Raw genomic sequence first — 23,804 nt, forward strand, 5'->3', positions numbered from 1 at the left:
GACCGCGCCGCCGTCACCGCGACAGCACGAACGTCACCTCACCCGGCTCGTCTGGACCACGCACCCACACCTCCACCGTGACCGTCCCCTCCTGCACCGGCACCCAGTGCTCGACGGCGCTCACGACCGTGCCGACGTCGACCCCGTCGGTCCCGACCACCAGCCGCGCCGTGTCCACCAGCGCCCAGCCGTGCAGGTCGGGGCGGCCGTCGTACACCCGGACCGTCACCGGGCCACCGTCCCGCACCGCCACGAGAATTTCGCTCGCGCCGGACACCGCGCTATCACCCGCGCCGGACACCGCGGTCTCGCCCGCGCCGGACACTGCATCACGCGGCCCGTAGCCCCGGCCGGTCACCCCGGCGCCCGCTCCGGTCACGGACAGCCTGACCTGCCCGCCCTCCGCCTCAACCCCGACTTCGATGAGCAGCTCAACTTCTGCCACCGCACGATCATGCACCACCGCCCACACGGCCACCGCCGGGGTCCGGACCGGGCGACGCCCACCCTGCCGGGGAACCGCCGCACAGTGGGCCCGGCGCACCAGGCACCACACCGACGCCCGGGCAGCGCCGGGAGTCGCCACATCCACGGGCATTGCGGCGCCGGCTCGCACGACCTGCCGCCCGGGCACGCCGAAGCAGCCGGGCAGGCAACAGCAACGCCGTGGGGGAAGCATGCCGTGGCCGTGGCCGTGGCGTGATGGCGCGACCGCAGGCGCACGGCATCGCGCCACGTGCCCGCCGCGGTCGGCCTAGGCAGCAATCCCGAAGCCGACTCGACCAGCACGCAACGCCCGACCAGCACGCCCGACCAGCACGCCCGACCAGCACGCCCGCGTCCAAGCGGTGCCGCCGACGGCGAGCGGCGACCCGCCGCGCCGACCAGCACGCCCGACCAGCACGCCCGCGTCCAAGCGGTGCCGCCGACGGCGAGCGGCGGCCCGCCGCGCCGACCAGCACGCAGGGCCCGAGCAGGACGCCCGAGCGGGACGCGCGGTGGATGGGAGCAGGCGGGAGGGTCAGACGAGGCGGCGGATGTCGCCGTGGGCGCGGTAGAAGCCGCCGCGGCTGGCCTCGCGGATCTCCGGGACGACGTAGCGGGCGTGCGGCTCCCGGATGCCCTTGGGGAACTGGACCTGCCAGTCCTGGTGGTACCCGGGCGAGACGACCCGGATGCGCAGGCGGCCGCCCTCCTCGAAGCACTCGACGATGACGCCGCCGGAGGGGTCGGTGGCGACCTCGACGTTGGTGGACGGGGCGACGGCCTCCATGCGGGGCGCCTTCACGTCGACATACTCGGGCACGACGCCCTGCTCGGCGTTGCGCACGGCCTCCTCGCTCGCGTCGATGCAGGCCAGCGAGCCGTCGGTGGTGACGATGTAGAGCCGCTCGTTGTGATACTGCATCGAGTAGGCGCTGCCGCAGCCGGTGCCGAGCTTCCAGAGGCGGCGGCCGTCGGCGGCGAAGCAGTAGACCGACGAGCTGGAGTCGCCGGCGAAGACATAGCGGCCGTCGGGGGCGGCGGCGCAGGAATAGATGGTGTTGTCGCAGCGGAACGTGACGCCGGCGCGGCCGTCCTTGTGGAACTCGAGGACCGAGTTGGAGGACATGCCGGCATACAGGGTGTCGCGCTCCTGCCAGCCGAACAGGACGGCGCCGCGGGTCGGCTGGTGCCACAGCTCCTTGCCGGTGCGCCAGTCATAGCTGGTGACGCCCTTGCTGTGGCCGTGGTGCACAGCGTTGTCGTCGCAGCGGACCATCCAGCCGCTGACGCCCTTGCCCTGCTGGCGCCACAGGAAGTCGTCCTCGTGGTCGATGCTGCAGATGCCGCCCTTGGCGTCGGCGACGCCGAGGACGCCGTCGTGGATGTCGAGCCAGTAGATGTCGATGTCGGGGGCGATGGAATACGCCAGGCGCGGGACCTTGCCGGACAGGTCGTAGACGTTGCCGTCGTCGCAGCCCGCATAGAGCCAGTCGTCGTCGGCGACGATGCACTTCACGCCGTCGGGGAGCTGGAACTGCCGCTGCACCTCGGCGTCGTGGGAGAGGGTGGTGACGACGCCGGCCTCGTTGCCGACCATGCAGACACGGTCGTCGACGAAGATGCCGAACGCGGACGAGCCGGACTTGTAGCGCCACAGCAGCGGGGCGGTCTTGGCGGTGGAGCGGGCGCTGACGATGACGCGGCGGGACACGGAACGCTTGGCCCGCTGGCCCGCGACGGCCGGCGCGTAGCCCTTGCGGACCTTCTCGCCGATCTTCTTCGCCGCCTCCGCGGTTGCCTTGGCATGGTCGGGGTACGACGTCGTCTTGGTGGTGCCGGGGTCGCCGATGCGGCCGTAGCGGATCGACATCTCGGCGCCGTCGACGGTCACCTCGTAGAACTTGTGGGCGCTGCCGCTGTCCTCGGACAGCTCGAGATAGGTCGTCTGGGGCATCGGTCACGGCCTTTCGGAAACGGAAGCAACGAGGGGCGCCGACAGCGTAGCGACGACCACCGACAAAAATTGAAGGGTGCTGCATCTGCGGGTCATCTCCCCACCCGACCGGACCGACGAGGTCGTCCGGATCATCGAGGCCGCCCCCGGCGCGACGAACCTGGTCGTCCTGCCCGGCGCGGCCCGCCAGCCCGACGGCGATCTCGTGCTCTGCGACGTCGTACGGGAGGCCGGCAGCCAGGTGCTGGCCGCGCTGCGGAAGCAGCGGATCCACGAGGTCGGCTCGATCGCGATCGACCACGTCGACGTGGCGCTGTCCAACGTCGCGACCGCGGCCGCCGACGCGGCGCCGGGCCTGGCCAGCGACGCCGTCGTCTGGGACGAGATCGAGCAGAAGACCGGCGACGAGACCGAGCTGTCCGGCACCTACCTGCTGATGTTCGCCGTCGCCACCATCATCGCCGGCATCGGTGTGCTGCTCGACCAGCCGATCCTGATCGTCGGCGCGATGGTGGTCGGCCCGGAGTTCGGCCCCCTCGCGGCGCTGTGCGTCGGCATCATCAGGCGCCGTCCCGGGTTCATCAGGCGGGCGTCGACCGCGCTCGTGGTCGGGTTTCTGACAGCGATCGTCGCGACGGTCGGCACGACGTACCTGCTGGACCTCGCGGGCCTGGTGGAGAAGGACATGCTGCTGCGGGACCGGCCGATGACGGACTTCATCTGGCGGCCCGACGCGCTGTCGTGGGTGGTCGGGTTCCTCGCCGGGATCGCCGGCATGCTGTCGCTGACGTCGGCGAAGGCCGGGCCGCTGATCGGGGTGCTCATCTCGGTGACGACGGTGCCGGCCGCGGCCAATATCGCGGTCGCCGTCGCGTACGGGGTGACGGACGAGGCGCTCGGCTCCGCCGGCCAGCTGCTGCTGAACCTGGCCGCGATCATCACGGCCGGCGTGCTCACCCTCCTCACCCAACGCTGGTTCTGGAACAGGAAGGCACAGCGATGACGGACCGGAAGGCAGCGATGACGGACCGGAAGGCACAGTCGTGACCGAGCTGCGCGAGGCCCTCGACCGCCTCCTCGAAGCGGTCCCACCGAAACGCCTCACCGAGTCGGTGCAGCGCCTCATCGCCGACTACCGCAGCGGCCGCCCCGCCGACGAGCCGCTGCTGCGCACCATGGTGGACGCGACCGCCTACGCGGCCTACCGCATGCCGGCCACCCACGCCGCCGTCGCCGCGGTCCTCGGGCAGCTGCGGCCCGGCCCGGGCCAGCCGGGCCTGCGACCGCAGAGCCTGCTCGACGTCGGCGGCGGCTCCGGCGCGGCCACCTGGGCCGCCCTCGAGGCCTTCCCCAGCCTGGAGTCGCTGACGGTGCTGGACCAGGTGCCGGAGGCGCTGAAGCTCGGCGCGCGGATGCTGCCCCGGGCAACCTGGCAGCAGTGGCGGCTGGGCGAGCCGTTGTCCACTGTGGACATGGTACTGGTGTCGTACGTCCTGGGCGAGCTCACCGACGACGACCAGCACGCCCTCGTCGACCAGGCCGGTGCCGCGGCCCGGCAGCTGGTGGTCCTCGTCGAGCCGGGCACGCCCCCGGGGTACCGGCGGATCCTCGACGCCCGCGACCGCCTCATCGCGGCCGGCTGGACCGTCGCGGCGCCGTGCCCGCACCAGCTGGCCTGCGGCATGACGGGCAAGGACTGGTGCCACTTCTCCGCCCGGGTGAACCGCTCCGCCCTGCACCGCCGGCTCAAGGGCGCCGAGCTCGGCTATGAGGACGAGAAGTTCTCCTACGTCGCGCTGACGAAGGGGGACAACACCACGCCGGGCCGGGTCGTGCGGCACCCCGCGTTCCGTAAGGGGCTCGTCACCTTGCAGGTGTGCAACCCGGACACGCGCGTCGGACCGACCCTGGTGTCGAAGCGGGAGGGTCCGGTGTACAAGGCCGCCAGGGACGCCGAGTGGGGCGACCCCTGGCCACCGTCAGCGCCGCCGCCGGCAGCGCAGTAGGCCCGGCCGCTGGAGATCAGCGGCCGGGCCCATGGTGACTGCGGGGTCAGATCAGGTCTGGTCCGCCGCGAAGGAGGCGACCCAGGACAGCGACGCGTTCCAGTTGATGGTGAGCTCGTTCGTCGACCACGACTTGATGTCGTCGATGTAGCACAGCTGCGGCTTGCAGCCCTTCAGCGCCGCCGAGGCGACCTCGTCCTGCAGCTGCGAGTTGGGGCCGCCGGCCAGGGTGCCGCGCGGCGGGTTGGGCAGCTTCGGGTCGAGCTGGTTGGCGTACCAGCGGCTGTGCTGGTTCTTCGACGCCTTCTCGCCGTAGCCGGTCACGTAGGACTGGTTGAGCGCGTTGCGGCCGAAGATGTAGTCCATGCCGGACAGCACGCCGTCGCGGTACTTGGCCTCGCCGGTCAGGTCGAACGCGGTGCCGACGACGGCGAGGTTGTTGAGCATCTGGCTGTTGGATGCCCAGTCGTAGCCGCCGTTGGGCGCGTACGCCTGGCCGTACGCCTGTGAGTTCAGCGTGGCGAGGTGCTTGTCGGCGCCCGCGATGACGCTCGCGCGGACCCGCTCACGGTCCGGCAGCTTGTTGTCGATGGTGGCCAGGTCGAGCCGGCCCAGAGCGCCGACGGCGCGCCAGTCGAAGGCGTTGGCGAAGACGTCGGACTTGTGCACCGGCGAGGCCGTGACGAAGTCGCCGAACTTCTTCTCGCCGGTCGTGATGTACAGCTCGGCCGCCGCCCAGTAGAACTCGTCGTCGACGTCGGTGTCGCCGTACGCGCCGCCGCCGGTGGAGTCGGAGTCCGGGGCGTACACCTTCGGGTTGGCCTGCGCCGCCGCGAACGCCGTGCGGGCCGCGTTCAGCAGCTTCGCGGCGTACGCCTTGTCGTAGGCCTCGAACACCCGCGCGCCCTGCGCGGCCGCGGCGGCCAGGTTGAGGGTCGCGGCGGTCGACGGCGGCTTGAGCACCCGCTGCTGCGTGTCGGCGGCCGGGTCGGTCGGCAGCCCGGTCCAGGCGACGTCCTGGACCTTGTGGTGCGCCATGCCGGCGAGCTTCTGCCCGGCCGGGACCTGCATCTTCATGAGGAAGTCGAGCTCCCAGCGGGCCTCGTCGAGCACGTCGGGGGTCTTCCCGCCGGCCTCCGGCAGGCGCAGGGTGCGTGCCTGCGAGGCCTTCGCGGAGCGCTCGTGGAGGCTCATGAGCTGGGCGACGGAGATGCCGCCGTTGACGACGTACTTGCCGTGGTCGCCGGCGTCGTACCAGCCGCCGGTGACGTCCAGCGTGTAGTCGCAGGTGCCGGGCGCGCACGGGACCTTGGTGTCGCCGCCGTTGTGGGTCTCGGCGGTGTGCCCGGCCGCGCGGCCGTAGCCGGGGGCGATGCTGTCGTCGATGGCTACGCCGCTGCGCTGCGGGTAGTAGAACGACATCGCGTCGATCGCGAGCTGCCGGTACGCCTTCGGGTCGAGGTCGAAGGGCAGGCTGGCCTTGCCGTCGACCTCGAGCGTGTACGTGTTGCCGGTACCTTTGTACGCGCTGAAGTCGACCGTGTGGGTGTTCTGGCCGGAGCTGTCGTCCATGCCGTGCGGCGTGGTCTCGCCCGAGGCGACGACCTTGCCGGCCTTGTCCTTCAGCTGCCACGGCAGCGGGGTGCTCGAGTCACTGATCACGGTGGCCCGCTTGGGGCCGTCGGGCAGGTAGCCGACCTGGTTGACCCGCACCGGAGTGTCGGGGATCTGGTCGGGCGTGGCGGGGAACGCGTAAGCCGCGCCGTCGCCGCGCGATCCGACGCCAGGCAGGCCGCCGTCCCTGCTGGCGAACGCGATCGGCAGGGCGACGGCGGGGACCGCCACGATCGCCGCGACGGCAGCGAGTTTGGCCTTGTTGGACAGGTTCGGCAGGCGCACCGGCTCTCCTTCTCGGTCTGGTTGCAGTGCTCGCCGCCGTCACCCTCGGGGGAGAAATAGGGTGATCAGCGGCGTGTCCGGGCGAACCTACCGAGCGACATCTGCGGAGAAAAGGACAAAAGCTTTCTCCTGTGACGGCGGTCACAATCGGGAATGCCGGTTGGCACATTTGCTCGTACAAACGCATGACACGAAATGCTGAGCCGCAGCTCAGGGCCTCTACAAGGCGTGTATACACACTTGGTATACACATGGTGTAGAGTCGCCGTCATGTCCATCGGTCAAGCGTTTCTGGGGCTCCTCGAGTCCCAGCCCCGCCACGGTTACGACCTGAAGCGGGCCTACGACGAGCGGTTCGGCACCGACCGCCCACTGGCCTACGGGCAGGTCTACTCGACCCTGTCCCGGCTGCTGAAGCACGGCCTGGTCACCGTCGACGGCGTCGAGCCGGGCGACGGCCCCGACCGCAAGCGCTACGCGATCACCCCGGCCGGCGTCGCCGACGTCGAGCAGTGGCTCCGGCAGCCGGAGAAGCCCGAGCCGTACCTGCAGAACACCCTCTACACGAAGGTGGTCCTGGCGCTGCTGACCGGCCGGCCCGCGGCGGAGCTGCTGGACACCCAGCGCGCCGAGCACCTGCGCCTGATGCGCGAGCTGACCCGGCGCAAGAATGCCGGCGACCTCGCCGACCAGCTCATCTGCGACCACGCGCTGTTCCACCTGGAGGCCGACCTGCGCTGGCTGGAGCTCACCGCGGCCCGCCTCGACGACCTGGCCAGGAAGGTGCGGCCGTGACGGGCGGGCTGCTGGTCGCCGACGAGCTGACCAAGTCGTTCGGGTCCACGCAGGCACTGTCCGGCGCCTCGGTGGCGATCGACGCCGGCGAGATCGTCGCCGTGATGGGGCCCTCCGGCTCCGGCAAGTCGACGCTGCTGCACTGCCTCGCCGGCATCGTGCGCCCCGACGGCGGCCAGGTCCGCTACCGCGACCAGGAGCTGTCCGCGATGTCCGACGGGCAGCGCAGCGCGCTGCGGCGCGGCGAGTTCGGGTTCGTGTTCCAGTTCGGCCAGCTGGTGCCCGAGCTCACCTGCCTGGAGAACGTGGCGCTGCCGCTGCGCCTGGACGGGCACCCGCGCAAGGACGCCCAGCGGCGCGCCGCCGAGTGGCTGGAGCGCCTGGAGATCACCGACGTCGCCGGCAAGCGGCCCGGCGAGGTCTCCGGCGGGCAGGGGCAGCGGGTCGCCGTGGCCCGGGCCCTGGTCACCGGGGCTCGGGTGGTCTTCGCCGACGAGCCGACCGGGGCTCTGGACTCCCTCAACGGCGAGCGGGTCATGCGCCTGTTCACCGAGGCCGCCCGCGACAGCGGCGCCGCCGTCGTCCTGGTGACGCACGAGCCACGGGTCGCCGCGTACGCCGACCGCGAGATCGTCGTCCGCGACGGCAAGGCCCTCGACCTGGCGCGGCACGCATGACCGGCGTGACGGACATGACGGGGGTCTCGGTGGGGGGCGCCGGCCGGCACGCGCCCGGGCCGGCACGTGCCGGGCGGCTGCGGCGCTGGGCGTCGGAGGTCGCCCTCGGCGCCCGCCTCGCCCTCACCGGCGGCCGCGAGGGGCTGCTGCGCACCGCGCTGACCGCGGTCGGCGTCGGCCTCGGCGTCGCCGTGCTGCTGCTGTCGGTCTCCGTGCCGTCGATGCTCGACGCGCGCGCCAGCCGTATCGACGCCCGCGACGACGACCGGTACGGCAGCGAGGACATCACGCCCGGTGACACGACCGTGCTCACGCTGAACATCACCACGTCGTACCGTGGCGAAGGCATCCGCGGACGGCTGGTGCGGCCCGACGGCGCCCACCCGGTCCTGCCCCCGGGCGTGCAGGCCCTGCCGCCGCGCGGCACCATGCTGGTCTCCCCCGCGCTGCGGGACCTGCTCGACTCCCCCGGCGGCGCCCTGCTGCGCGACCGCATGCCGGGCACGGTCTCCGGCACGATCGGCAAGGCCGGCCTCGCGGGCCCGACCGAGCTGGTCTACTACACGGTCCGCGACGACCTCGTGTTCGGCCAGCCACAGGTACAGCGGATCGACGGCTACGGCAGCCGCAGCGTCCACGAGCCGCTCGACCCGTTCCTGCTCATGCTCGTCGTGGTCATCTTCGTCGTGCTGCTCATGCCGGTGGCGATGTTCGTGGCCGCCGCGACCCGCTTCGGCGGCGAGCAGCGCGACCGGCGGCTCGCCGCGGTCCGGCTCGTCGGCGCCGACGGCGGCATGACGCGCCGCATCGCCGCCGGTGAGGCCGTGCTCAGCGCCGTCCTCGGGCTGCTCGTCGGCGCCGTGTTCTTCCTCGTCGGGCGGCAGTTCGTCGAGCTGTTCGAGGTCGCGCGGCTGAGTGTGTACAGCTCCGACGTGCGCCCCTCGCTGCCGCTGCTCGCCCTGCTGGTCGTGTCGGTGCCGCTGGCCGCCCTGGCAATGAGCCTCGTCGCGCTGCGCCGGGTCGTCGTCGAGCCGCTCGGCGTCGTGCGCCGCGCCGCGGCCCGCACCCGGCGGCGCCTGTGGTGGCGGCTGCTCACCCCGGTCGCCGGGGCCGCGCTGCTCGTGCCGCTCGCCGGCCGGCGCGGCGACTTCAACCCGTGGCAGGCCATCGGCGGTGTGTCGCTGGTCCTGCTCGGCGTCGCGCTGCTGCTGCCGTGGATCTTCGACCGGCTCGTCGGCCGGCTCGGCGCCGCGGGCGGGCTGTCGTGGCAGATGGCGGTCCGCCGCCTGCAGCTGTCCGGCGGCAGTTCCGTACGTGCCGTGGGCGCGATCGCGGTCGCCGCGGCCGGCACGATCGCGCTGCAGATGCTGTTCGCCGCCGCCGAGGCCGAGTACACCGAGGACACCGGCCAGGACATGAGCCGCGTACAGGCGGTCACGACCGTCACCATGTCCTCACTGTCCGCGGTCCCCGACACCGCCGGGCTCGACGCACGCCTCAAGGCCGCCGGAGCGACGTCGGTCCACACGTACCGGCGGGAAATGCTGCACCAGGGCGAGGATGTCTACGTCCAGATCGCCGTCGCGGACTGCGCCGTGCTGCGAGAGCTCGCCGCGCTGGACAGCTGCGCCGACGGCGACGCGTTCCTGCTGGAGCGGCCCGAGCTGGCCGGCCAGGAGGTCACCACGGGCGAGGAGTTCGAGCACGCGTGGACGGTCCCGGCGGGTGCCCGCACGGCCAAGGCCCGCCCCGGCCCCTACAGCCGGTCCGACATCGGGCTGCTCGTCACGCCGTCCGTCGCGCCGCCGCCGCGGGCCGAGCCGGCGTTCGTGTCGTACGTCGGCCTCGCCCCCGGCGACCCGGACGCGGAGGAACGGCTGCGCAACGCCGGCATGGCGGTCAACCCGACGATGGACGTCACGGTCCTGCGCTCGCGCGCCGTGGACAACACGTTCGCCGGCATCCGCCGCGGCCTGTTCGCCGGGGCGACCGTCACGCTGCTGCTGGTCGGCCTGAGCCTGCTCGTCGGCACGATCGAGCAGCTGCGCGAGCGGCGGCGCACGCTGGCCGCGCTGGTCGCCTTCGGCACCCGCCGGTCCACGATGGGCTGGTCGGTCCTGTGGCAGACGCTCGTGCCGGTCGTCCTCGGCCTGGTCCTCGCCACGGCGCTCGGCCTCGGCCTCGGCGGGCTGCTGCTGGCCACCGTGGACGTGCCGTTCCAGGCCGACCTGGCCGGCATCGGCATCGTGTGCGGCATCGCCGGCGGGGTCGTCCTGCTCGTCACCGCCGCCAGCCTGCCGGCCCTCTGGCGGCTGATGCGCCCTGACGGGCTGCGCTTCGAGTAGCTGATTTTTTTGTCGTACCCCGGGGTTACGGTCTCGGGTGTGCGGATGGAGCAGTGGTGGGAGCTGATTGAGTCGGCGCGCTCGGCATGCGGCGAGCGCGCCGACGACCGTGACCCGGCCGACGACCCGTTGCCGGGTGCGGTCCTGGACCGGCTCGTGGCCCTGGCGCCCGAGCAGATCATCGCGTTCAGCCGGGTGTTCTCGACGGTGTTCGACACGGCGTATCTCGCGCCGCTGTGGGCCGCCGCCTATCTCATCGAGGGCGGCTGCGGCGACGACGGGTTCATGGACTTCCGCGCGGGCCTGATGCTGCAGGGCCGCACCGCGTTCGACCGCGCCGTCGCCGACCCTGACTCCCTCGCCGACCTGCCGGTGGTGCGTCGCATGGCCACCACCGGCAAGGGCTGGCTGGGTTGCGAGGAAATGCTGTACGCACCTCGGACCGCTTACACGCACCGCACCGGCTCACCGGACGGCTACGACGCGGCGTTCGCGGGCCCGGCGGAGCGCCCGTCGCCGGCGCGGGGCGAGCGATGGGACGTGGAGGACGACGAGGAGACGCACCGCCGCCTGCCACGCTTGGCAGCCCTGTTCCAGCCGGTCTGACCGACGGCGCGATCCCGCCCCGGACGGCCGCCGCCAGGCGGGCACGCCGGTGCGGGCGCGGGCGGGGGCCACGGTCGCCGCCCGCGGGAGCGAGTGCTGGTCGCAGCCGTATTGGCGAGCGCCGGGCGCAGGCACGACCGCGAGCAACGGCCGCCATCGTCGGATCGGGCGCCGGTCGCGGCCCTGCGACGACCGCGAGGCGGGCAACCGTGCGGCCCCGAGCGCGGGCATCACCAGGCGCCGGTCGCAGCCGTATTGGCGAGCGCGGGCGCAGCCGAGCACCGGGCGCAGGCGCGACCGCGAGCAACGGCTGCCGTCGTCGGCGCAAGAGAGGCGCCGTTCGCAGCCGTGCTGGCGGGCGACGGTCACAGCCCTGACCGTCGGCAACGGTTCCCGCCGCAGGACCGGGCGCTGGCTGGACACCTCGTAGTCGAAGCCGGACAGCCGCCTCCGCCGCCTCGCTTCCCGCCCTCACATCACCTCACACCCGACCAGACCGCCAGTGGATCTCGGCCGGTGCACTTGGCCGCGGCCGGACCTCCACTACCCGGTGTCTGGCTGTTCCCAGGACCCCAGGGATCCACCGGGTTGCAGCAATCCACCGGGTTGATCCGAGCGCCCCAGGCTCGCCCCTGCCGAAAGAGGAGGCCACCGTCACCGACAGCAGTGGGCGCGACCGGGGCGTACGAGCGGGTGGCCGCAGGCCGTCCCGGGAGCAGGAGATCGCGGCGCACTTCGCCGCGGCCGGGGTGACCGGGGCGGTGCCGCTGGACGAGAACGCCGCTGGCAGCACTGCTGCCCTCGGCGCCGCCGCCGGTGGTGCGCTCGTCGGCAGGCTGCGCCGGCGCACCAGGCGCCGGAGCCGGGCCGGCGCCGGCAGCCGCCGCTCACGACTGCCGGCGCCGGGCGAGCACCGCCGCCGGTGGGGTGACGGCGGCGCCCAGGTGCCGGGGCCGGCGGCGGGGACGGGCCGGCCCCGGCACAGGCCGGCCGGATGCACCGCGACTGCGCACCCGGCCGGACGCACCACAACTCCACAGCACCCGGCCGGGCGCGGCGCAACCACGCAGCACCCAGCCGGACGCACCCCGACCAAGCAGCACCCAGCCGGACGCGCTCCGATCAAGCAGCACCCGGCACGGGCGCGGCGCAACTAAGCAGCACCGGCCGGACGCCACCGCGGCCAAGCAGCCGGCCGGGCCGGGTGCACCGCCACTGTGCACCCGGCCGGACGGGACGGGCCCTTACCCGGCGGCGCAGCTCGTGCCGTTGAGGGTGAAGGCGGTCGGTGTGGCGTTGGTGGTGTTGTTCCAGGAGGCGATGAAGCCGAATTCGACGCTGCCGCCGTTCGCGCCGATCGTCTTGGTGTAGTCGGCGTTGGTCACGGTGACGTTGGCGCCGGACTGAGCGGTGACGCCGCCCCAGATCTGGTCGATGACCTGGCCGTTGGCGTACGCCCACTTGAGGTTCCAGCCGTTGACCGGGGTGGCCGAGCGGTTGGTGATCTTCACCGCGCCCTGGAAGGCGCCGCCCCACTGGCCGGCGATGGAGTACGTGACGGTGCACGCGGCCGACGAGGACTGGGACGCGGATGCGGACGGCGACACCGAGCGGGACGGTGAGACCGAGACCGACGGGGACACGGACCGCGACGGCGAGACCGACGTGGACACCGACGGCGACGCGGAGTACGACGTCGGCGGGGCGCCGGTGCGGTCGCCGTAGATGATGCCGCGGCCGTTGGTGCCGAGGTAGACCCGGCCGTAGATGCGCGGGTCACCGGTGATGGTGTCGCCGATGTTGCCGTACTGGTGCTGGTCGTCGTTGATCCGCAGCCACGAGGCGGCGGTGTCGTCGGAGCGGTAGACGCCCTTCTTGCCGTCGACCTGTGCCACGGCGAACACCGCGACGTTGGGCCGGCCGGGGGCGCCCTTGCCGAAGCCGACGGCGTTCGCTGCCTGTACCGTGGCGACCTTGGTGAAGGTGGTGCCACCGTCGGTGGAGCGGAACAGCCCCGACGTGCCGCCCGCCAGCCAGATCTCGCCGGTCACGCCGGGCACGGCCTTGAAGGTCGCCGTCGTGGGCAGGCCCGTGGCGGCAGCGGTGAAGGTGGCGCCGCCGTTGGTGCTGCGGTAGAAGGTGCCGTTGGCGAAGCCGTAGAACGTGTTCGGGTTGACCCGGTCGGACTCGACGACGGCGTTCTGCGGGATGCCGGTCGCCTGCGTCCACGTGTTGCCGAAGCCGACGGTGTACACGACCGCGCTGTTCTTCGGCGCCCAGACGAACCTGGCGCCGTCGGCGGCGGCGGCGATCGTGCCGCCCTCGTTGATGCCGCCGGGCTCGCTGCCCTGGAACCAGTTCGCGCCGCCGTCGGTGGAGAACGCGGCGTGGCTGTCGTTGGGCCGGTCGCTGTCGGCGAAGTTGCCGGCGCGGACCATGACACTGGGGTTGAGCTCGGCGTAGTCGAGGCTGGTGGTGCTGGTGAAGTACGGCGACTGGAACATCAGCGGCGGCACCGCGTCGAGGTTGGTGTGCCGGAAGCCGCCGATGTCACCGAGGCCGGAGATGAGCGGCGCGCCGGACGGCGGGCTGATGAGGTCCAGCACCGCGGTCTCCTCCAGGCCCGCGGCCATCGGCTTGATGGTGATCTGGCCGCCGGTGTCCCAGGTGGTGAGGTCGGTGCTGCCGTAGATTGTGGCGCCGGTGCCGTACATGAACCGGTTGGAGTTGAAGGGGTCGATCTCCATGGACTCGGTCATCCAGCCGAGCTTCGGGGTGACCTCCGGCGGCTGCGGGTTGGCGCCCAGCGACAGCCACGGCGAGCGGCTGACGTCCATCTTGTACCGGAAGCTGCGGTTCGGGTAGCTGGTGAAGTCCCAGATGCGGGTCCACGTGGCGCCGCCGTCGGTGCTGCGGAAGAAGATGACGTCCGGCCACCAGGAGATCTGCGTGGCGACCATGATGGTGTTCGGGTGCTGGCGGTCGATGGTGAGGCCGCTGTAGCCGAAGTAGTCGTCGGAGCTGCTGGACGGCACCGGGCTGATCTGCGTCCACGCGCCGGTGGCGGTGTTGTACTTCCACACGTCACCCTTGCCGCCGTCGTACGGGCCGCCGGTGTCGCTGGTCGCGATGTACAGGTTGCCGCCGGCGGTGTCCAGCACACCCTTGTGCGCCAGATACCCGGTCGGCTGCCCGGCGAGGCGCTCCCAGGTGGTGCCGCCGTTGGTGGTGCGGTAGACGGTGTTCTGCTTGTCGGCGACGCCGACGTAGATGGTCTGCGTGACGTTGCCGGCGGTGCCGCTGCGCTTGTCGAACGTCACCCAGGTGACGCCCTGGTTGTCGGTGAGGTAGCCGTTGGGGTCGTTCGGGTCCTGCGCGTAGTTGCCCGGGTTCGGGAAGGCGGTGACCTTCGCCCAGGTGACGCCGGAGTCGGTGCTGCGCCACAGGCCGTTGCCGCTCGGGGCGCCCAGGTACAGGATCGAGTTCCTGTTCGGGTCGATCGCGAGCCGCTCGCCCATGCCGCGCCCGGGCATGTTGCCGCCGAGCTTGAACGGCAGCGGGCTGGCCTGCCAGGTGGCACCCTTGTCGGAGGAGCGCAGGATCGCGCCGTTGTTGGGGTCCCAGCTGTTGGTGTACATGCCGGCGGCCACGTAGACCTTGTTCGGGTCCACGGCGTCGGTGGCGAGGCTGACCACGCCGTTGTAACCCCAGTTGTCCTGGCCGACCCAGTCCAGCAGCGGGATCCACCGGTTGGTGGCGGGGTCGAGGCGGTAGGCCCCGCCGATGTCGGTCCGCGCGTAGACGAGGTTCTGCTGCGTCTGGTTGAAGATGATGCCCGGCACGAAGCCGCCGCCCTCGATCTGCACGTTCTTGAGCGTGTACGGGTCCGCGGCCGCGGCCTGCGCGGGGCTGGTGGCGGTCTGCACGGCGACGCCGACGGCGACGACCGTCACCGCCCCCGCCAGCCCGGCGACGAGCCCTCTCAGCTTGGTTCGCATGGGGCGCATGGTGTGAGCGCTCGATGTCCCGGGTCAACGACGCCCGAGTCCCGGTCCAGGTCACGGCCCCGCCGGCCGTGAAACTCTCACCGCCCGTAAGGTTGGGCTCCGTGGGACGGGCCCGACCGCTGATCGCCCTCGCCGCCGCGCTCGTCGTCGGCGGCTGGCTGCTGTTCTCGCCGGCGTCCCGGGACGCGCCGCCGGCGGTCGCGCCGTCCGGGGCCGGCACGGTGACCGCGACGCTGCAGCCCGGGGTGACGCCCGCGCGCCTGGCCGACGGGACGATCTACACCCCGCTGCTGTACCTGGACACCGGCACCTCGGTCGGCACCGCGCCCTCGGCGGACGGCACGGCGGAGCGGTTGCTGCTGCGGGGCGCCGGCGCGCCGCGTGAGCTGCGCAGCGTGCCGAAGGAGCGGTTCCCGCAGTGGCTGGGCGTCACCCTCGACGAGGGCATCCTGTACTGGGCGGAGTCCTCGGCGACCGCAGCCGGGCCGTACGAGACGCGGCTGTGGCGGGCCCCGGTCGCGCCCGCCGCCGGCCCACCGGTCGCGGTGACCGCCGACACGGGCGGCATCGTGTTCTTCGACTCCCAGTACGACCTCGTCGTCGCCGAGGGGCGGCTGCACTGGGTCGCGGCGACCCCCGACGACGCGCCGAAGACCGAGCTGCGCTCCGTCGCGGTCGGCGGCGGCGCCGTGACGACCCAGGTCATCGAGGGCCGGTACCGGTGGAGCGCCTGGCCCTGGCTGATGAGCGTCGACCCGGGCGCGCCGGCGCTGCTGAACCGCACCGACGGGCAGCGGCGCCCGGTGCCGGCGACCGCGGCGGAGACGATGTTGTGCACCCCGGAATGGTGCCGAGCCATCGCGGAGACCGCGAGTGGGCGTAACCTGATCGACGTCATGCATGCCGACGGCAGCGACCGGCGGCGCCTGCCGGGCGACCTCAACGCCATCGGCGTCGACGTCGGCCTGCTGGACCGTTTCGAGCTGCTGACCGGCGTGGAGGGTGAGTCGCTGCGGCTGCTCGCCTACGACCTGCCGACCGGGCGGACCATCGTCCTGGCAGGTGAGGTCGGCGTGGTCACGGCCAAGGCGCACCTGGTGTGGTGGTCCACCGGTAACCCCGAGCCGACCGACTGGCACGTGCTGGACCTGCGGCGGCTGGCGTAGGCCCTAACCCTGCCGGTGGCATATATAGAACGTGTGCTCGAATGGTGATCGGCCCGCAGTGGCTGGTTTCCGGCGCCCACACGCCGGTCACCTCAACAAGGGGGGTTTTGTGACGAGTCCAACGGCCGCGGCGTCAACCAAGATCGACGCCGCGGTACTGAAGATCGCGGGGGTCGTGGTCCTCGGTGCGATCATGTCGATTCTCGACATCACCGTCGTCAGCGTGGCGCTGCCGACCTTCCAGACCGAGTTCAACGCGTCGTACGCGACCGTGGCCTGGACGATGACCGGTTACACCCTGGCACTGGCAACGGTCATCCCCCTCACCGGCTGGGCGGCTGACCGGTTCGGTACCAAGCGGCTGTACATGGTCGCGCTCGCCCTCTTCACGATCGGCTCCGGGCTGTGCGCCACCGCCGACTCGATCGGCCAGCTCATCGGCTGGCGGGTCGTGCAGGGCCTCGGCGGCGGCATGCTGATGCCGCTGGGCATGACGATGATGACCCGGGCCGCCGGCCCGGAGCGCATCGGCCGGCTCATGGCGATCCTCGGCATCCCGATGCTGCTCGGCCCGATCACCGGCCCGATCCTCGGCGGCTGGCTCATCGACGAGTACAGCTGGCACTGGATCTTCCTGATCAACCTGCCGATCGGTGCCGCCGCGCTGGTCTATGCCGCGCTCGCGCTGCCGAAGGACGACCCGAAGCCGTCGGAGTCCTTCGACTTCCTCGGCATGCTCATGCTGTCGCCGGGTCTGGCGCTGTTCCTGTTCGGCGTGTCGTCGCTGCCGGAGACCGGCACGTTCAGCACGACGAAGGTATGGCTGCCGATGCTGATCGGCGGGCTGCTCGTCATCGGCTTCGTGCTCTACTCGTTCAAGCCGGAGCACCCGCTGCTGGACCTGCGGCTGTTCCGCAACCGTAAGCTCACGATCGCGACGATCACGCTGTTCGTGTTCGTCATCGCCTTCATGGGCGCCGGCCTGCTCTTCCCGAGCTACTTCCTGCAGGTGGGCGGCGAGTCGACGCTCGACGCGGGTCTGCTGATGGCCCCGCAGGGCATCGGCGCGATGCTGACCATGCCGATCGCCGGCATGCTCGCCGACAGGGTGCCGGTCGGGCGGACCGTGCCGTTCGCGATGGCGCTCATCGCCGCCGGCTTCTTCACCTTCACGCAGGTCAGCACCGACACGTCCTACTGGCTGCTGTGCGGCTCGCTGTTCGTCATGGGCCTCGGCATGGGCGGCACGATGATGCCGATCATGACGTCGGCACTGAAGACGCTCAGCCACGCCGAGGTCGCCCGCGGCTCCACGCTGGTCAACATCCTGCAGCAGATCGGCGGCTCCGTCGGCGCCGCCGTCATGTCGGTGATCCTGACCAGCAACCTCAACAAGTCGGACCTGGTGCCGGGCTCCAACCCGCCGGTCACCGAGGCCGGCCTGGCGATCGCGGCGCAGCACTCCGACCAGATCAAGGCGCAGGTGCCGCCGCCGCTGTTCGAGAAGGGCCTGCAGTTCGTGGCGGACTCGTTCGCCTCGACCTTCTGGGTCGGTTTCGCGCTGGTCCTGCTGACGTTCATCCCGATCGCGTTCCTGCCCCGCAAGAGGGACAAGACCCCGGCCGGCGAGGACGCCCCGACCGGCGCCGCGACCCCGGTGATCGTGCACTGACACCGGCGCGCACGACGACAGGCCGCTCCCGGGTTTCCCGGGGGCGGCCTTCGCTTTCGCCGCTCACGCGGCCTTGAGGGACCCGGCGAAGAACTCGGCGAACGGCCTGACGAACTCCGGCCGGGCGATGTTCGCCGCGTTGTGCGACGACCGCGGGATGAGCACGGCCCGCCCCCGCGGGGTGACGCCGGCGACCGCCCGGCAGTTGTCCATGAAGTACCGCGGGCTGCGCGCGCCGGCGGTCAGCAGCAGCTCGGCGGTGATGCCGGCGTAGTCGCCGGCCGGACCGTCGTGCTCGAAGATGCGGCGGACCTCCGGCGGGATCGTGGGCATCAGGTCCACGAAGCGGCGCCCGATCGGCGTGCGCAGGAACAGTCCCGTGACGCCGACCGCCATCCCGAACGGCAGTTTCGCGCCGAAGTCGTCCGGGTACGTGGCCCGCGCCATCACCGTCATCGCCCGGGCATACTCGCCCTCGCCCACCAGCCGCTCGAACTCGGCCACGTACCCACCGGACGGGCGGCCGTCGATGGACAGGGCCGGGTCGTACACCGCGACGCGCTCCAACGGCAGGGTGAGGCCGGCGCGCAGGGCGACGAACCCGCCGCCGCTGTGCCCGAACACGCTGCGGGCACCCGTGTGCGCCAGGACCGCGCCGAGGTCGGCGAGGTCGGTCTCCACCGTCTCCGTGCCGGTCAGCGGCGCCGAGTCCGGCCGGCCGCGACGGTTGTACAGGTGCACCGTGAAGCGCTCGGCCAGCGCGTCCGCCAGCCGCCGGTACTCCCGCTCGCCGACGCCCCCGCCGTGCAGGATCACGATGCCGGGCCCGGCACCGGTCGAATACACCGTGACGACCGCGCCGTCGCCGGACGTGACCTTGTCGACCCGCATCAGACCCTCCCTCGTAAATGCGAACGCTGTTTGCAGTTTACCGGCCAACAATGGCCCTACACAACGACCCTATGCAGAACTAGGAGTAGCTGTGTAGAGTACGGCCATGGGTACGCTGCGCATGACGACGCCGCGGCTGCTCGTGCTCAGGGCGTTGCTCGACGACCCGGGGCGCGAGCGCTACGGTCTTGACCTCGCCACGGAGGCCGGGCTGGAGCCCGGCACGATCTATCCGATCCTCGTCGCGTTCGAGGGCGCCGGCTGGCTGTCCAGCCGCGAGGAGGAGATCGACGTGCACGCCGCCGGCCGCCCCCGCCGCCGCTACTACCTGCTGACCGCCGAGGGCGTCACCGCCGCGCAGTCCGCGCTCGCCCGGCGCCGCGCTCCCCAGCCAGGCCCGAATGCCGGGCGGCTGGCATGGTGACCGGCGCCGCCCCGACCGCGCTCGCCCGCGGTCTGCGGCTCGCCGTCGCGGTGCTCGCCGTGCTGCTGCCCAGCGGGTTCCGCGACCGGCAGCGCGCCGAGTGGACCGCCGATCTCATGACCCTGCCCACCGGCCGGTGGCGGTATCTGTTCGGCGCCGCCCGCACCCTGCCGGCCCTGCGCGCCGCCGCCCGCCGGGCCGGCCTGTCCCGCGGCCCGGCCGCCGCCGTCCGGGCGTCGCTCGCCCTGGCGGCGCCGGCCCGCATCCTGCTCGCGGGTCTCGGCTGGCCGGTGCTGTCCTGGCTGCTGGTCGTGCCGCTGCCCTATTTCGTCTTCGACATCCCTGACCGCATCGCCAGGACCGGCGTCGTCGACCCGAAGAGCCTCTGGCCCGGCGGCGTGCTCTTCTGGGTGCTGCTGCCGCTGATGCTGGCGCTGACGTTCGGCGCGTATGTCGCCCTCGCCGGCGGCTGGCTGCTCGCCGCCACGGTCGGCCTGGCGGGCGCCGCCGTCGGCGCCGCCTGCCGCCGGATCTGGCTCGCCGTGGCAGGGCTGGCCCTCGCCACACTCGCCCTGCTCGCCATCACGGTCGTCGGCCTGCCGATGTACGACCCCGGCTACGGCGCCGCTCTGCTCGGCACGGTCGCCGTCGGCCTCGGACTGTGGGGCCGCTCCCTCGGCCGCTGGCAACGCGGGTGGCTGGTCGTGGTCGGCCTGGCTGCCGCCGCCGTGCTGGTCGCCCACCACACCACCCTCGGCGCCGCCATGCATGCGTGGTACCTGGACTGATTCCCCGCCCGGCGCGATCCCCTGCCGCCGCGCGCAGCCAACGGTGCCGCCGTGCTGCCGTGCTGCCAGCGGAGAGGCCACAGGTGCCGAATCGGAGCCAGCTGCAACTCTCACGGGTCCGTGTCAGTCACGAGGCCACGGTGCGCAGCGGACCGGCGTGGGCGAAGGGCGGGCAGAGCGCTACTCCTGGTCACCGTCATTGCGGGGCTGCTCGCGGGGGCTGCTCGCCGCGGCCGACGCCCCAGCGGTGCGCGGCCGGCGCGGGCCGCGCGAGTGTATCCCGACGTGGCGTTCCACCAGCGGTACGCCGACGGCAACGCGAGGTCGGCGGCGCTGGCCCTGCACTTCATGCTCTTCAGCGACGGCGTGGTCCTGGACCGGGCTGCGCCGCTGCTGATGACGGTCCGCCAGGCCGGCGACGAGCTCGGCGCTGCGTGGCTCGACGGGTTCATCGAGGCGCTTGCCGAGGCGATCGCCGAGGCGACACGCTGCCGGCACGCTGCGCTGCCGCAGCACCACTGACCGGCCCGCCCGGCTGCGGCGACGCAACCAGCGCCGCGCCAGCACCCACCGCACCGGCGGCGCGGTGGTCACCCCGGTCGAAGGCGCATGAGAAGCCGCAGTGGAGAGCATGGCGGACGCGCCCAGCCGGACGCCGAGCCGAAAGGCCAGCCGAACGCCCAGCCGAACGCCCAGCCGGACGCGCCCAACCGGAAGCTCAACCGGACGCCGAGCCGGAATTCGCAGCGGACATCGGGGCGGAGGTCACCGCGGCATTATCAGCGACTGCCGCGCCCGGCGCCGCAACAGAAACCGAGCCGGAAGCGCCGCCCGAAGCGCCGGCGGAAGCGCCGCCCGAAGCGCCGGGAACCGCCGCAGAAGGCGACGGACCAGAAACCGCCGCGCCAGCAGCGCCGCCATCAGCAGCGCCGCCATCAGCAGCGCCGGCGGTGGCCACCGTGGCCGGCGTGGGACTGTCCGCCGAGGCCGTACCGCCGCGGCGGCGGTGCAGCAGCAGCGCGGTCAGGCCGCCGGCCACCAGGCCCCAGAACGCGGGGCCGACGTTCAGGATCGTCGTCCCCGAGGCCGTCACCACGAACGTCACCACCGCGGCCTCCCGGCCCGCCGGCTCGGTGACGGCGCTCACCAGGGAGGTGCCCAGGGCGGACAGCAGCGCCAGGCCCGCGACGGCGATGACGAGGACCGGCGGGGAGAGCAGGACGAGGGCCATGGCCAGCCCGGCGCCGAGGCCGAGCGCGAGCTGTCCGGCGGCGAGGGCGGTCGCGCCCACCCAGCGCCGCCGCGGGTCGGGGTGGGCGTCGGGGCCCGCGGTGAGGGCCGCGGTGATCGCCGCCAGGTTCAGGGCGTGACCGCCGAACGGGGCGGCCAGCGCGCTCGCCACGCCGGTGGTGACCAGGACGCCGCGCAAAGGCGGGGTGTAGCCGTAGGTGGCCATGACGGCCATGCCGGGGACGTTCTGCGCGGCCATGGTCACCAGGAACAGCGGCACGGCGATGCTGACCAGCGCCGGCACGGTGAACGTGGGCACGGTGAACACGGCCGCGGGCGCGACGGAGACGCCGGTGAGGTGCACGCCGCGCACGGCGATCGCGACCACGGCGGCGAGCAGGGCGCCGGGGACCGCCCACTGCCGGGCGAAGCGGGTCAGCAGCGCCCAGGTGAGCACGACCGGCACGGCGAGCTCCGGCACGTCGACGACGGCGCGGACCGGAGCGGTGCACAGGCTGAGGATGACCCCGGCGAGCATGGCACCGGCGATGGGGCGCGGGATGGCGGCGATCGCCCGGGCGAGCCACGGCGACAGGCCGGCGACGACGATGAGCGCGGCGGCGACGAGGAACGCGCCGACGGCGGCGGGCCAGCCGCCCTGGACGTGGCTGGTGGTGACGAGCAGCGCCGCGCCGGGCGTCGACCAGGCGGTGCTGATCGGCATGCGGTGCCGCAGGGCGAGGAACGCGGTGGTCGCGGCGATGCCGACGCACAGCACGAGCAGCCCCGACGCGGCCTGCGCGGGGCTCGCGCCGACGGCCCGCAGGCCGGCGAGCACCACGGTGAACGCGCTCGCGAAGCCGACGACCGCGCTGACCAGACCGGCCAGGATCGGCTGGGCCGTGTCGAACCGCCGCATCCGGCACCTCCCGCGTAGGGCGTTCCGTATACGGAACGCGTGAGCCGGATGTCACCATAGCCACGTGGAGGAGCGCGGGACAAGTCTCGGGGACCGGCTGCGGGAGCTGCGGGCCGCGCGCGGGCTGTCGCTGTCGGAGCTGGCGCGGGCCGCCGGCATCGGCAAGGCCACCCTGTCGGGATTGGAGCACGGCACCAGGAACCCGACGCTCGAGACGTTGTACGCGGTGGCCGGGGCGCTGGGGGTACCGCTGACGGCGCTGGTGCGGGAGCAGCACAGCGACTCGATCCGCGGTTCGGCGGTCACCGCGACGCTGCTGGAGGTGTTCGACGAGCCGGGGGTGACGTTCGAGCTGCTGCGCATGCGGGTGCACCCCGGCGTGGTGCAGCACTCGCCGCCGCACGCGCCGGGGGTGACCGAGCACGTCACGGTGTGGCAGGGGGTACTGCGCGCCGGCCCGCCCGACGCGCCACTGGTCGCGGGGCCGGGCGAGCACATCGCGTGGGCGGCCGACGTGCCGCACGTCTACGGCGCCGTCGGCCCCGGCGAGGTCGTCGCGACGCTGCTGATCAGGTCCCCGCGCGCCTGACCAAAGGAGCTGCTGATCAGATCTGCGCGCGGGGTCACTCGACGGTGGTGTCCTCGGAGTCCTTGTCCTGATCGTGGCTGTGCCCGGTGATCCCGTCGATGATCGCGTCGATCGGCTGGCCGAGGTAGTCGAAGTCAGGCACCGCGATGCGCTCCGCCTCGTCACGGATCGTGGCGTCGTCCACGGAGTCGTCGACCCGCGGCACGCTGTTGCTGTGATGGGTCCTCATACCGTCCACGTTTCCGGGCGGGACGGCCGTCAAACCCCGCCCGGCGCATCGGCGGTCATCGGGCGGTCATCGGGCGGTGAACCTGGCGGCCGGCCCGCCCGACAGGTGCCCCGGCGGCAGCAGCCGGCCGCAGACGACCAGCAGCAGGTCCTGGGCCAGGCCGCGCAGCGGCTCACCGGCCCCGTGGCTCCAGTCCACGTCGGTCGCCCGCAGCTGGATGCCGGTGAGGTCGGTGCCGAAGTACCGGACGTTGCGCGGCTGCATCGAGCCGAGCACCAGCATGAGCCGGTCGGTGGGCACCCGCCGGTCGAGCCCGAGCGCGACGGTGCTGTCCAACCCGTGGATGACCTCGTGCGACAGCGCCCCGCCCAGCCCGCCGCCGGGTGGCGACCATGGGTGCGCGACGTTGTCGCGCAGCGCGGCCAGCAGCGCCTCCGCCGGCATCCGGGTGGCGTCACGGCGGGCGACCCGGTCGGCCATCCGGTTGAACCGGCCGCCCGAGCGCAGCAGCTCCCACCCGAACGCGCCGCCGCCCATCCGGAACGGCATCGTGGTGTGCGCGAGCACCTCCCGCACCCGCCATCCGGCGCACAGCGAGGGCGCGTCCCACTGCCGCGGCGTGAGCCCGGCGAACACCTCCGCAAGCTCCGTGCGCTCGGCCGTGATCGCGGCCATGACCTGCTCCTGCGACATTTCTGCAAACCTCCGACGTCGTCGTGCTTCCGGAGGGTGTACGTCGGGAGCCGGCGCAACTCATCGGTCGCGTGCACGGGCCGGATACACTGCCGAGTCATGACGACCTTGACCCACCGCCTCGCCACGGTCGCCGCCGCCCTGGTCATCGGGATGGGCGCGCTGACCGCGTGCAGCACCGACAACGTGGATTGCACCACCAACGGATGCACTGTCACGTTCGACCGCGGAGTGGAGGCGGAGTCCAGCGTGCTGGGCGTCGACGTCAAGCTCGTCGGTGTCGACAACGGGGTGGTGAAGGTCGATGTCGGCGGCACCACGGTGAGCGTGCCGGTCGACGGCACCACCCAGGCCGAGGGCTTCGACATCACCGTGCAGAAGGTGACCGACTCCCAGGTCGTGATCCGGGTGCAGACCAGCTGACCGCC

Annotated in this window: 21 protein-coding genes; 13 read left to right on the forward strand and 8 right to left on the reverse strand. The window is 72.6% G+C overall.

All coding sequences use genetic code 11. From position 1 onward, the window contains the following. Positions 1-13: 13 nt before the first annotated feature. Together AB0H83_RS15565 and AB0H83_RS15570 are read right to left on the reverse strand one after the other, a co-directional pair. Complete coding sequence (locus tag AB0H83_RS15565) at positions 14-445, reverse strand: hypothetical protein (RefSeq protein WP_360093091.1); 432 nt, start codon at positions 443-445, stop codon at positions 14-16. A 576-nt stretch (positions 446-1,021) separates the two neighbouring features. Continuing rightward, complete coding sequence (locus AB0H83_RS15570) at positions 1,022-2,440, reverse strand: WGR domain-containing protein (protein ID WP_360093094.1); 1,419 nt, start codon at positions 2,438-2,440, stop codon at positions 1,022-1,024. Positions 2,441-2,516: 76 nt separating this feature from the next. Between AB0H83_RS15570 and AB0H83_RS15575 the strand changes: the two genes are divergently transcribed. Together AB0H83_RS15575 and AB0H83_RS15580 are read left to right on the forward strand one after the other, a co-directional pair. Next, a complete protein-coding gene (locus AB0H83_RS15575) occupies positions 2,517-3,443 on the forward strand; it encodes a DUF389 domain-containing protein (protein ID WP_360093097.1) in 927 nt (308 codons plus the stop codon). A 40-nt stretch (positions 3,444-3,483) separates the two neighbouring features. After that, positions 3,484-4,446 (forward strand): small ribosomal subunit Rsm22 family protein, encoded by a 963-nt coding sequence (locus tag AB0H83_RS15580; protein WP_360093100.1) that lies wholly within the window; start codon positions 3,484-3,486, stop codon positions 4,444-4,446. A 51-nt stretch (positions 4,447-4,497) separates the two neighbouring features. Here AB0H83_RS15580 and AB0H83_RS15585 read toward each other — a convergent pair whose 3' ends face one another. Further along, on the reverse strand, positions 4,498-6,345 hold the full coding sequence (locus AB0H83_RS15585) for a glycoside hydrolase family 9 protein (RefSeq protein WP_360093103.1): 1,848 nt from the start codon (positions 6,343-6,345) through the stop codon (positions 4,498-4,500). A 270-nt stretch (positions 6,346-6,615) separates the two neighbouring features. On the opposite strand from AB0H83_RS15585, the gene AB0H83_RS15590 reads away from it, so the two are divergent. Genes AB0H83_RS15590 through AB0H83_RS15605 form a run of 4 tightly spaced genes read left to right on the forward strand, consistent with a single transcriptional unit; the run spans position 6,616 to position 10,768 of the window. Further along, positions 6,616-7,140 carry a PadR family transcriptional regulator gene (locus AB0H83_RS15590; RefSeq protein WP_360093106.1) on the forward strand — a complete coding sequence of 175 codons (525 nt, stop codon included), beginning with the start codon at positions 6,616-6,618 and terminating at the stop codon, positions 7,138-7,140. Continuing rightward, entirely contained in the window at positions 7,137-7,817 is a 681-nt protein-coding gene (locus tag AB0H83_RS15595; protein ID WP_360093109.1) for an ABC transporter ATP-binding protein, read from the forward strand. The genes AB0H83_RS15590 and AB0H83_RS15595 overlap by 4 nt, the downstream gene beginning before the upstream one ends. Before the next feature lie 14 nt (positions 7,818-7,831). Next, positions 7,832-10,162: an FtsX-like permease family protein gene (locus AB0H83_RS15600; protein ID WP_360093281.1), complete on the forward strand. Its 2,331-nt coding sequence runs from the start codon at positions 7,832-7,834 to the stop codon at positions 10,160-10,162. Between the two features lie 45 nt (positions 10,163-10,207). Next, the gene (locus AB0H83_RS15605) at positions 10,208-10,768 is read left to right on the forward strand and encodes a DUF4240 domain-containing protein (RefSeq protein WP_360093284.1); all 561 of its coding nucleotides are present in this window, start codon (positions 10,208-10,210) and stop codon (positions 10,766-10,768) included. 1,244 nt (positions 10,769-12,012) lie between these two features. On the opposite strand, the gene AB0H83_RS15610 is transcribed toward AB0H83_RS15605, so the two are convergent. Beyond that, positions 12,013-14,766: a cellulose binding domain-containing protein gene (locus AB0H83_RS15610; protein WP_360093112.1), complete on the reverse strand. Its 2,754-nt coding sequence runs from the start codon at positions 14,764-14,766 to the stop codon at positions 12,013-12,015. A gap of 110 nt (positions 14,767-14,876) precedes the next feature. Here AB0H83_RS15610 and AB0H83_RS15615 point away from each other — a divergent pair, with 110 nt between their 5' ends. Continuing rightward, positions 14,877-15,941 (forward strand): hypothetical protein, encoded by a 1,065-nt coding sequence (locus AB0H83_RS15615; RefSeq protein ID WP_360093115.1) that lies wholly within the window; start codon positions 14,877-14,879, stop codon positions 15,939-15,941. 109 nt (positions 15,942-16,050) lie between these two features. Next, positions 16,051-17,613 carry a DHA2 family efflux MFS transporter permease subunit gene (locus AB0H83_RS15620; protein WP_360093118.1) on the forward strand — a complete coding sequence of 521 codons (1,563 nt, stop codon included), beginning with the start codon at positions 16,051-16,053 and terminating at the stop codon, positions 17,611-17,613. Positions 17,614-17,676: 63 nt separating this feature from the next. Here AB0H83_RS15620 and AB0H83_RS15625 read toward each other — a convergent pair whose 3' ends face one another. Continuing rightward, entirely contained in the window at positions 17,677-18,504 is an 828-nt protein-coding gene (locus AB0H83_RS15625) for an alpha/beta hydrolase (RefSeq protein WP_360093121.1), read from the reverse strand. Between the two features lie 106 nt (positions 18,505-18,610). On the opposite strand from AB0H83_RS15625, the gene AB0H83_RS15630 reads away from it, so the two are divergent. From AB0H83_RS15630 to AB0H83_RS15640, 3 genes are all read left to right on the forward strand, one after another. Then, positions 18,611-18,928 (forward strand): PadR family transcriptional regulator, encoded by a 318-nt coding sequence (locus AB0H83_RS15630; RefSeq protein WP_360093124.1) that lies wholly within the window; start codon positions 18,611-18,613, stop codon positions 18,926-18,928. Then, positions 18,922-19,716 carry a hypothetical protein gene (locus tag AB0H83_RS15635; RefSeq protein WP_360093127.1) on the forward strand — a complete coding sequence of 265 codons (795 nt, stop codon included), beginning with the start codon at positions 18,922-18,924 and terminating at the stop codon, positions 19,714-19,716. Before AB0H83_RS15630 ends, AB0H83_RS15635 begins: the two co-directional genes overlap by 7 nt. Before the next feature lie 285 nt (positions 19,717-20,001). Beyond that, a complete protein-coding gene (locus AB0H83_RS15640; protein WP_360093130.1) occupies positions 20,002-20,238 on the forward strand; it encodes a hypothetical protein in 237 nt (78 codons plus the stop codon). A 196-nt stretch (positions 20,239-20,434) separates the two neighbouring features. On the opposite strand, the gene AB0H83_RS15645 is transcribed toward AB0H83_RS15640, so the two are convergent. Beyond that, positions 20,435-21,895, reverse strand: coding sequence for a benzoate/H(+) symporter BenE family transporter (locus tag AB0H83_RS15645; RefSeq protein WP_360093287.1), 1,461 nt, complete (start codon positions 21,893-21,895; stop codon positions 20,435-20,437). A gap of 34 nt (positions 21,896-21,929) precedes the next feature. Here AB0H83_RS15645 and AB0H83_RS15650 point away from each other — a divergent pair, with 34 nt between their 5' ends. Beyond that, a complete protein-coding gene (locus AB0H83_RS15650) occupies positions 21,930-22,454 on the forward strand; it encodes an XRE family transcriptional regulator (RefSeq protein ID WP_360093133.1) in 525 nt (174 codons plus the stop codon). Between the two features lie 34 nt (positions 22,455-22,488). Here the strand turns inward: AB0H83_RS15650 and AB0H83_RS15655 are convergent, their stop codons facing one another. Beyond that, on the reverse strand, positions 22,489-22,683 hold the full coding sequence (locus AB0H83_RS15655) for a hypothetical protein (protein WP_360093136.1): 195 nt from the start codon (positions 22,681-22,683) through the stop codon (positions 22,489-22,491). Between the two features lie 66 nt (positions 22,684-22,749). Then, positions 22,750-23,358 (reverse strand): maleylpyruvate isomerase family mycothiol-dependent enzyme, encoded by a 609-nt coding sequence (locus AB0H83_RS15660; RefSeq protein ID WP_360093139.1) that lies wholly within the window; start codon positions 23,356-23,358, stop codon positions 22,750-22,752. 117 nt (positions 23,359-23,475) lie between these two features. Here AB0H83_RS15660 and AB0H83_RS15665 point away from each other — a divergent pair, with 117 nt between their 5' ends. Continuing rightward, entirely contained in the window at positions 23,476-23,799 is a 324-nt protein-coding gene (locus AB0H83_RS15665) for a hypothetical protein (RefSeq protein WP_360093142.1), read from the forward strand. Positions 23,800-23,804: the final 5 nt, after the last annotated feature.

This window comes from Dactylosporangium sp. NPDC050688, from assembly GCF_040654515.1.
Lineage (GTDB): Bacteria > Actinomycetota > Actinomycetes > Mycobacteriales > Micromonosporaceae > Dactylosporangium.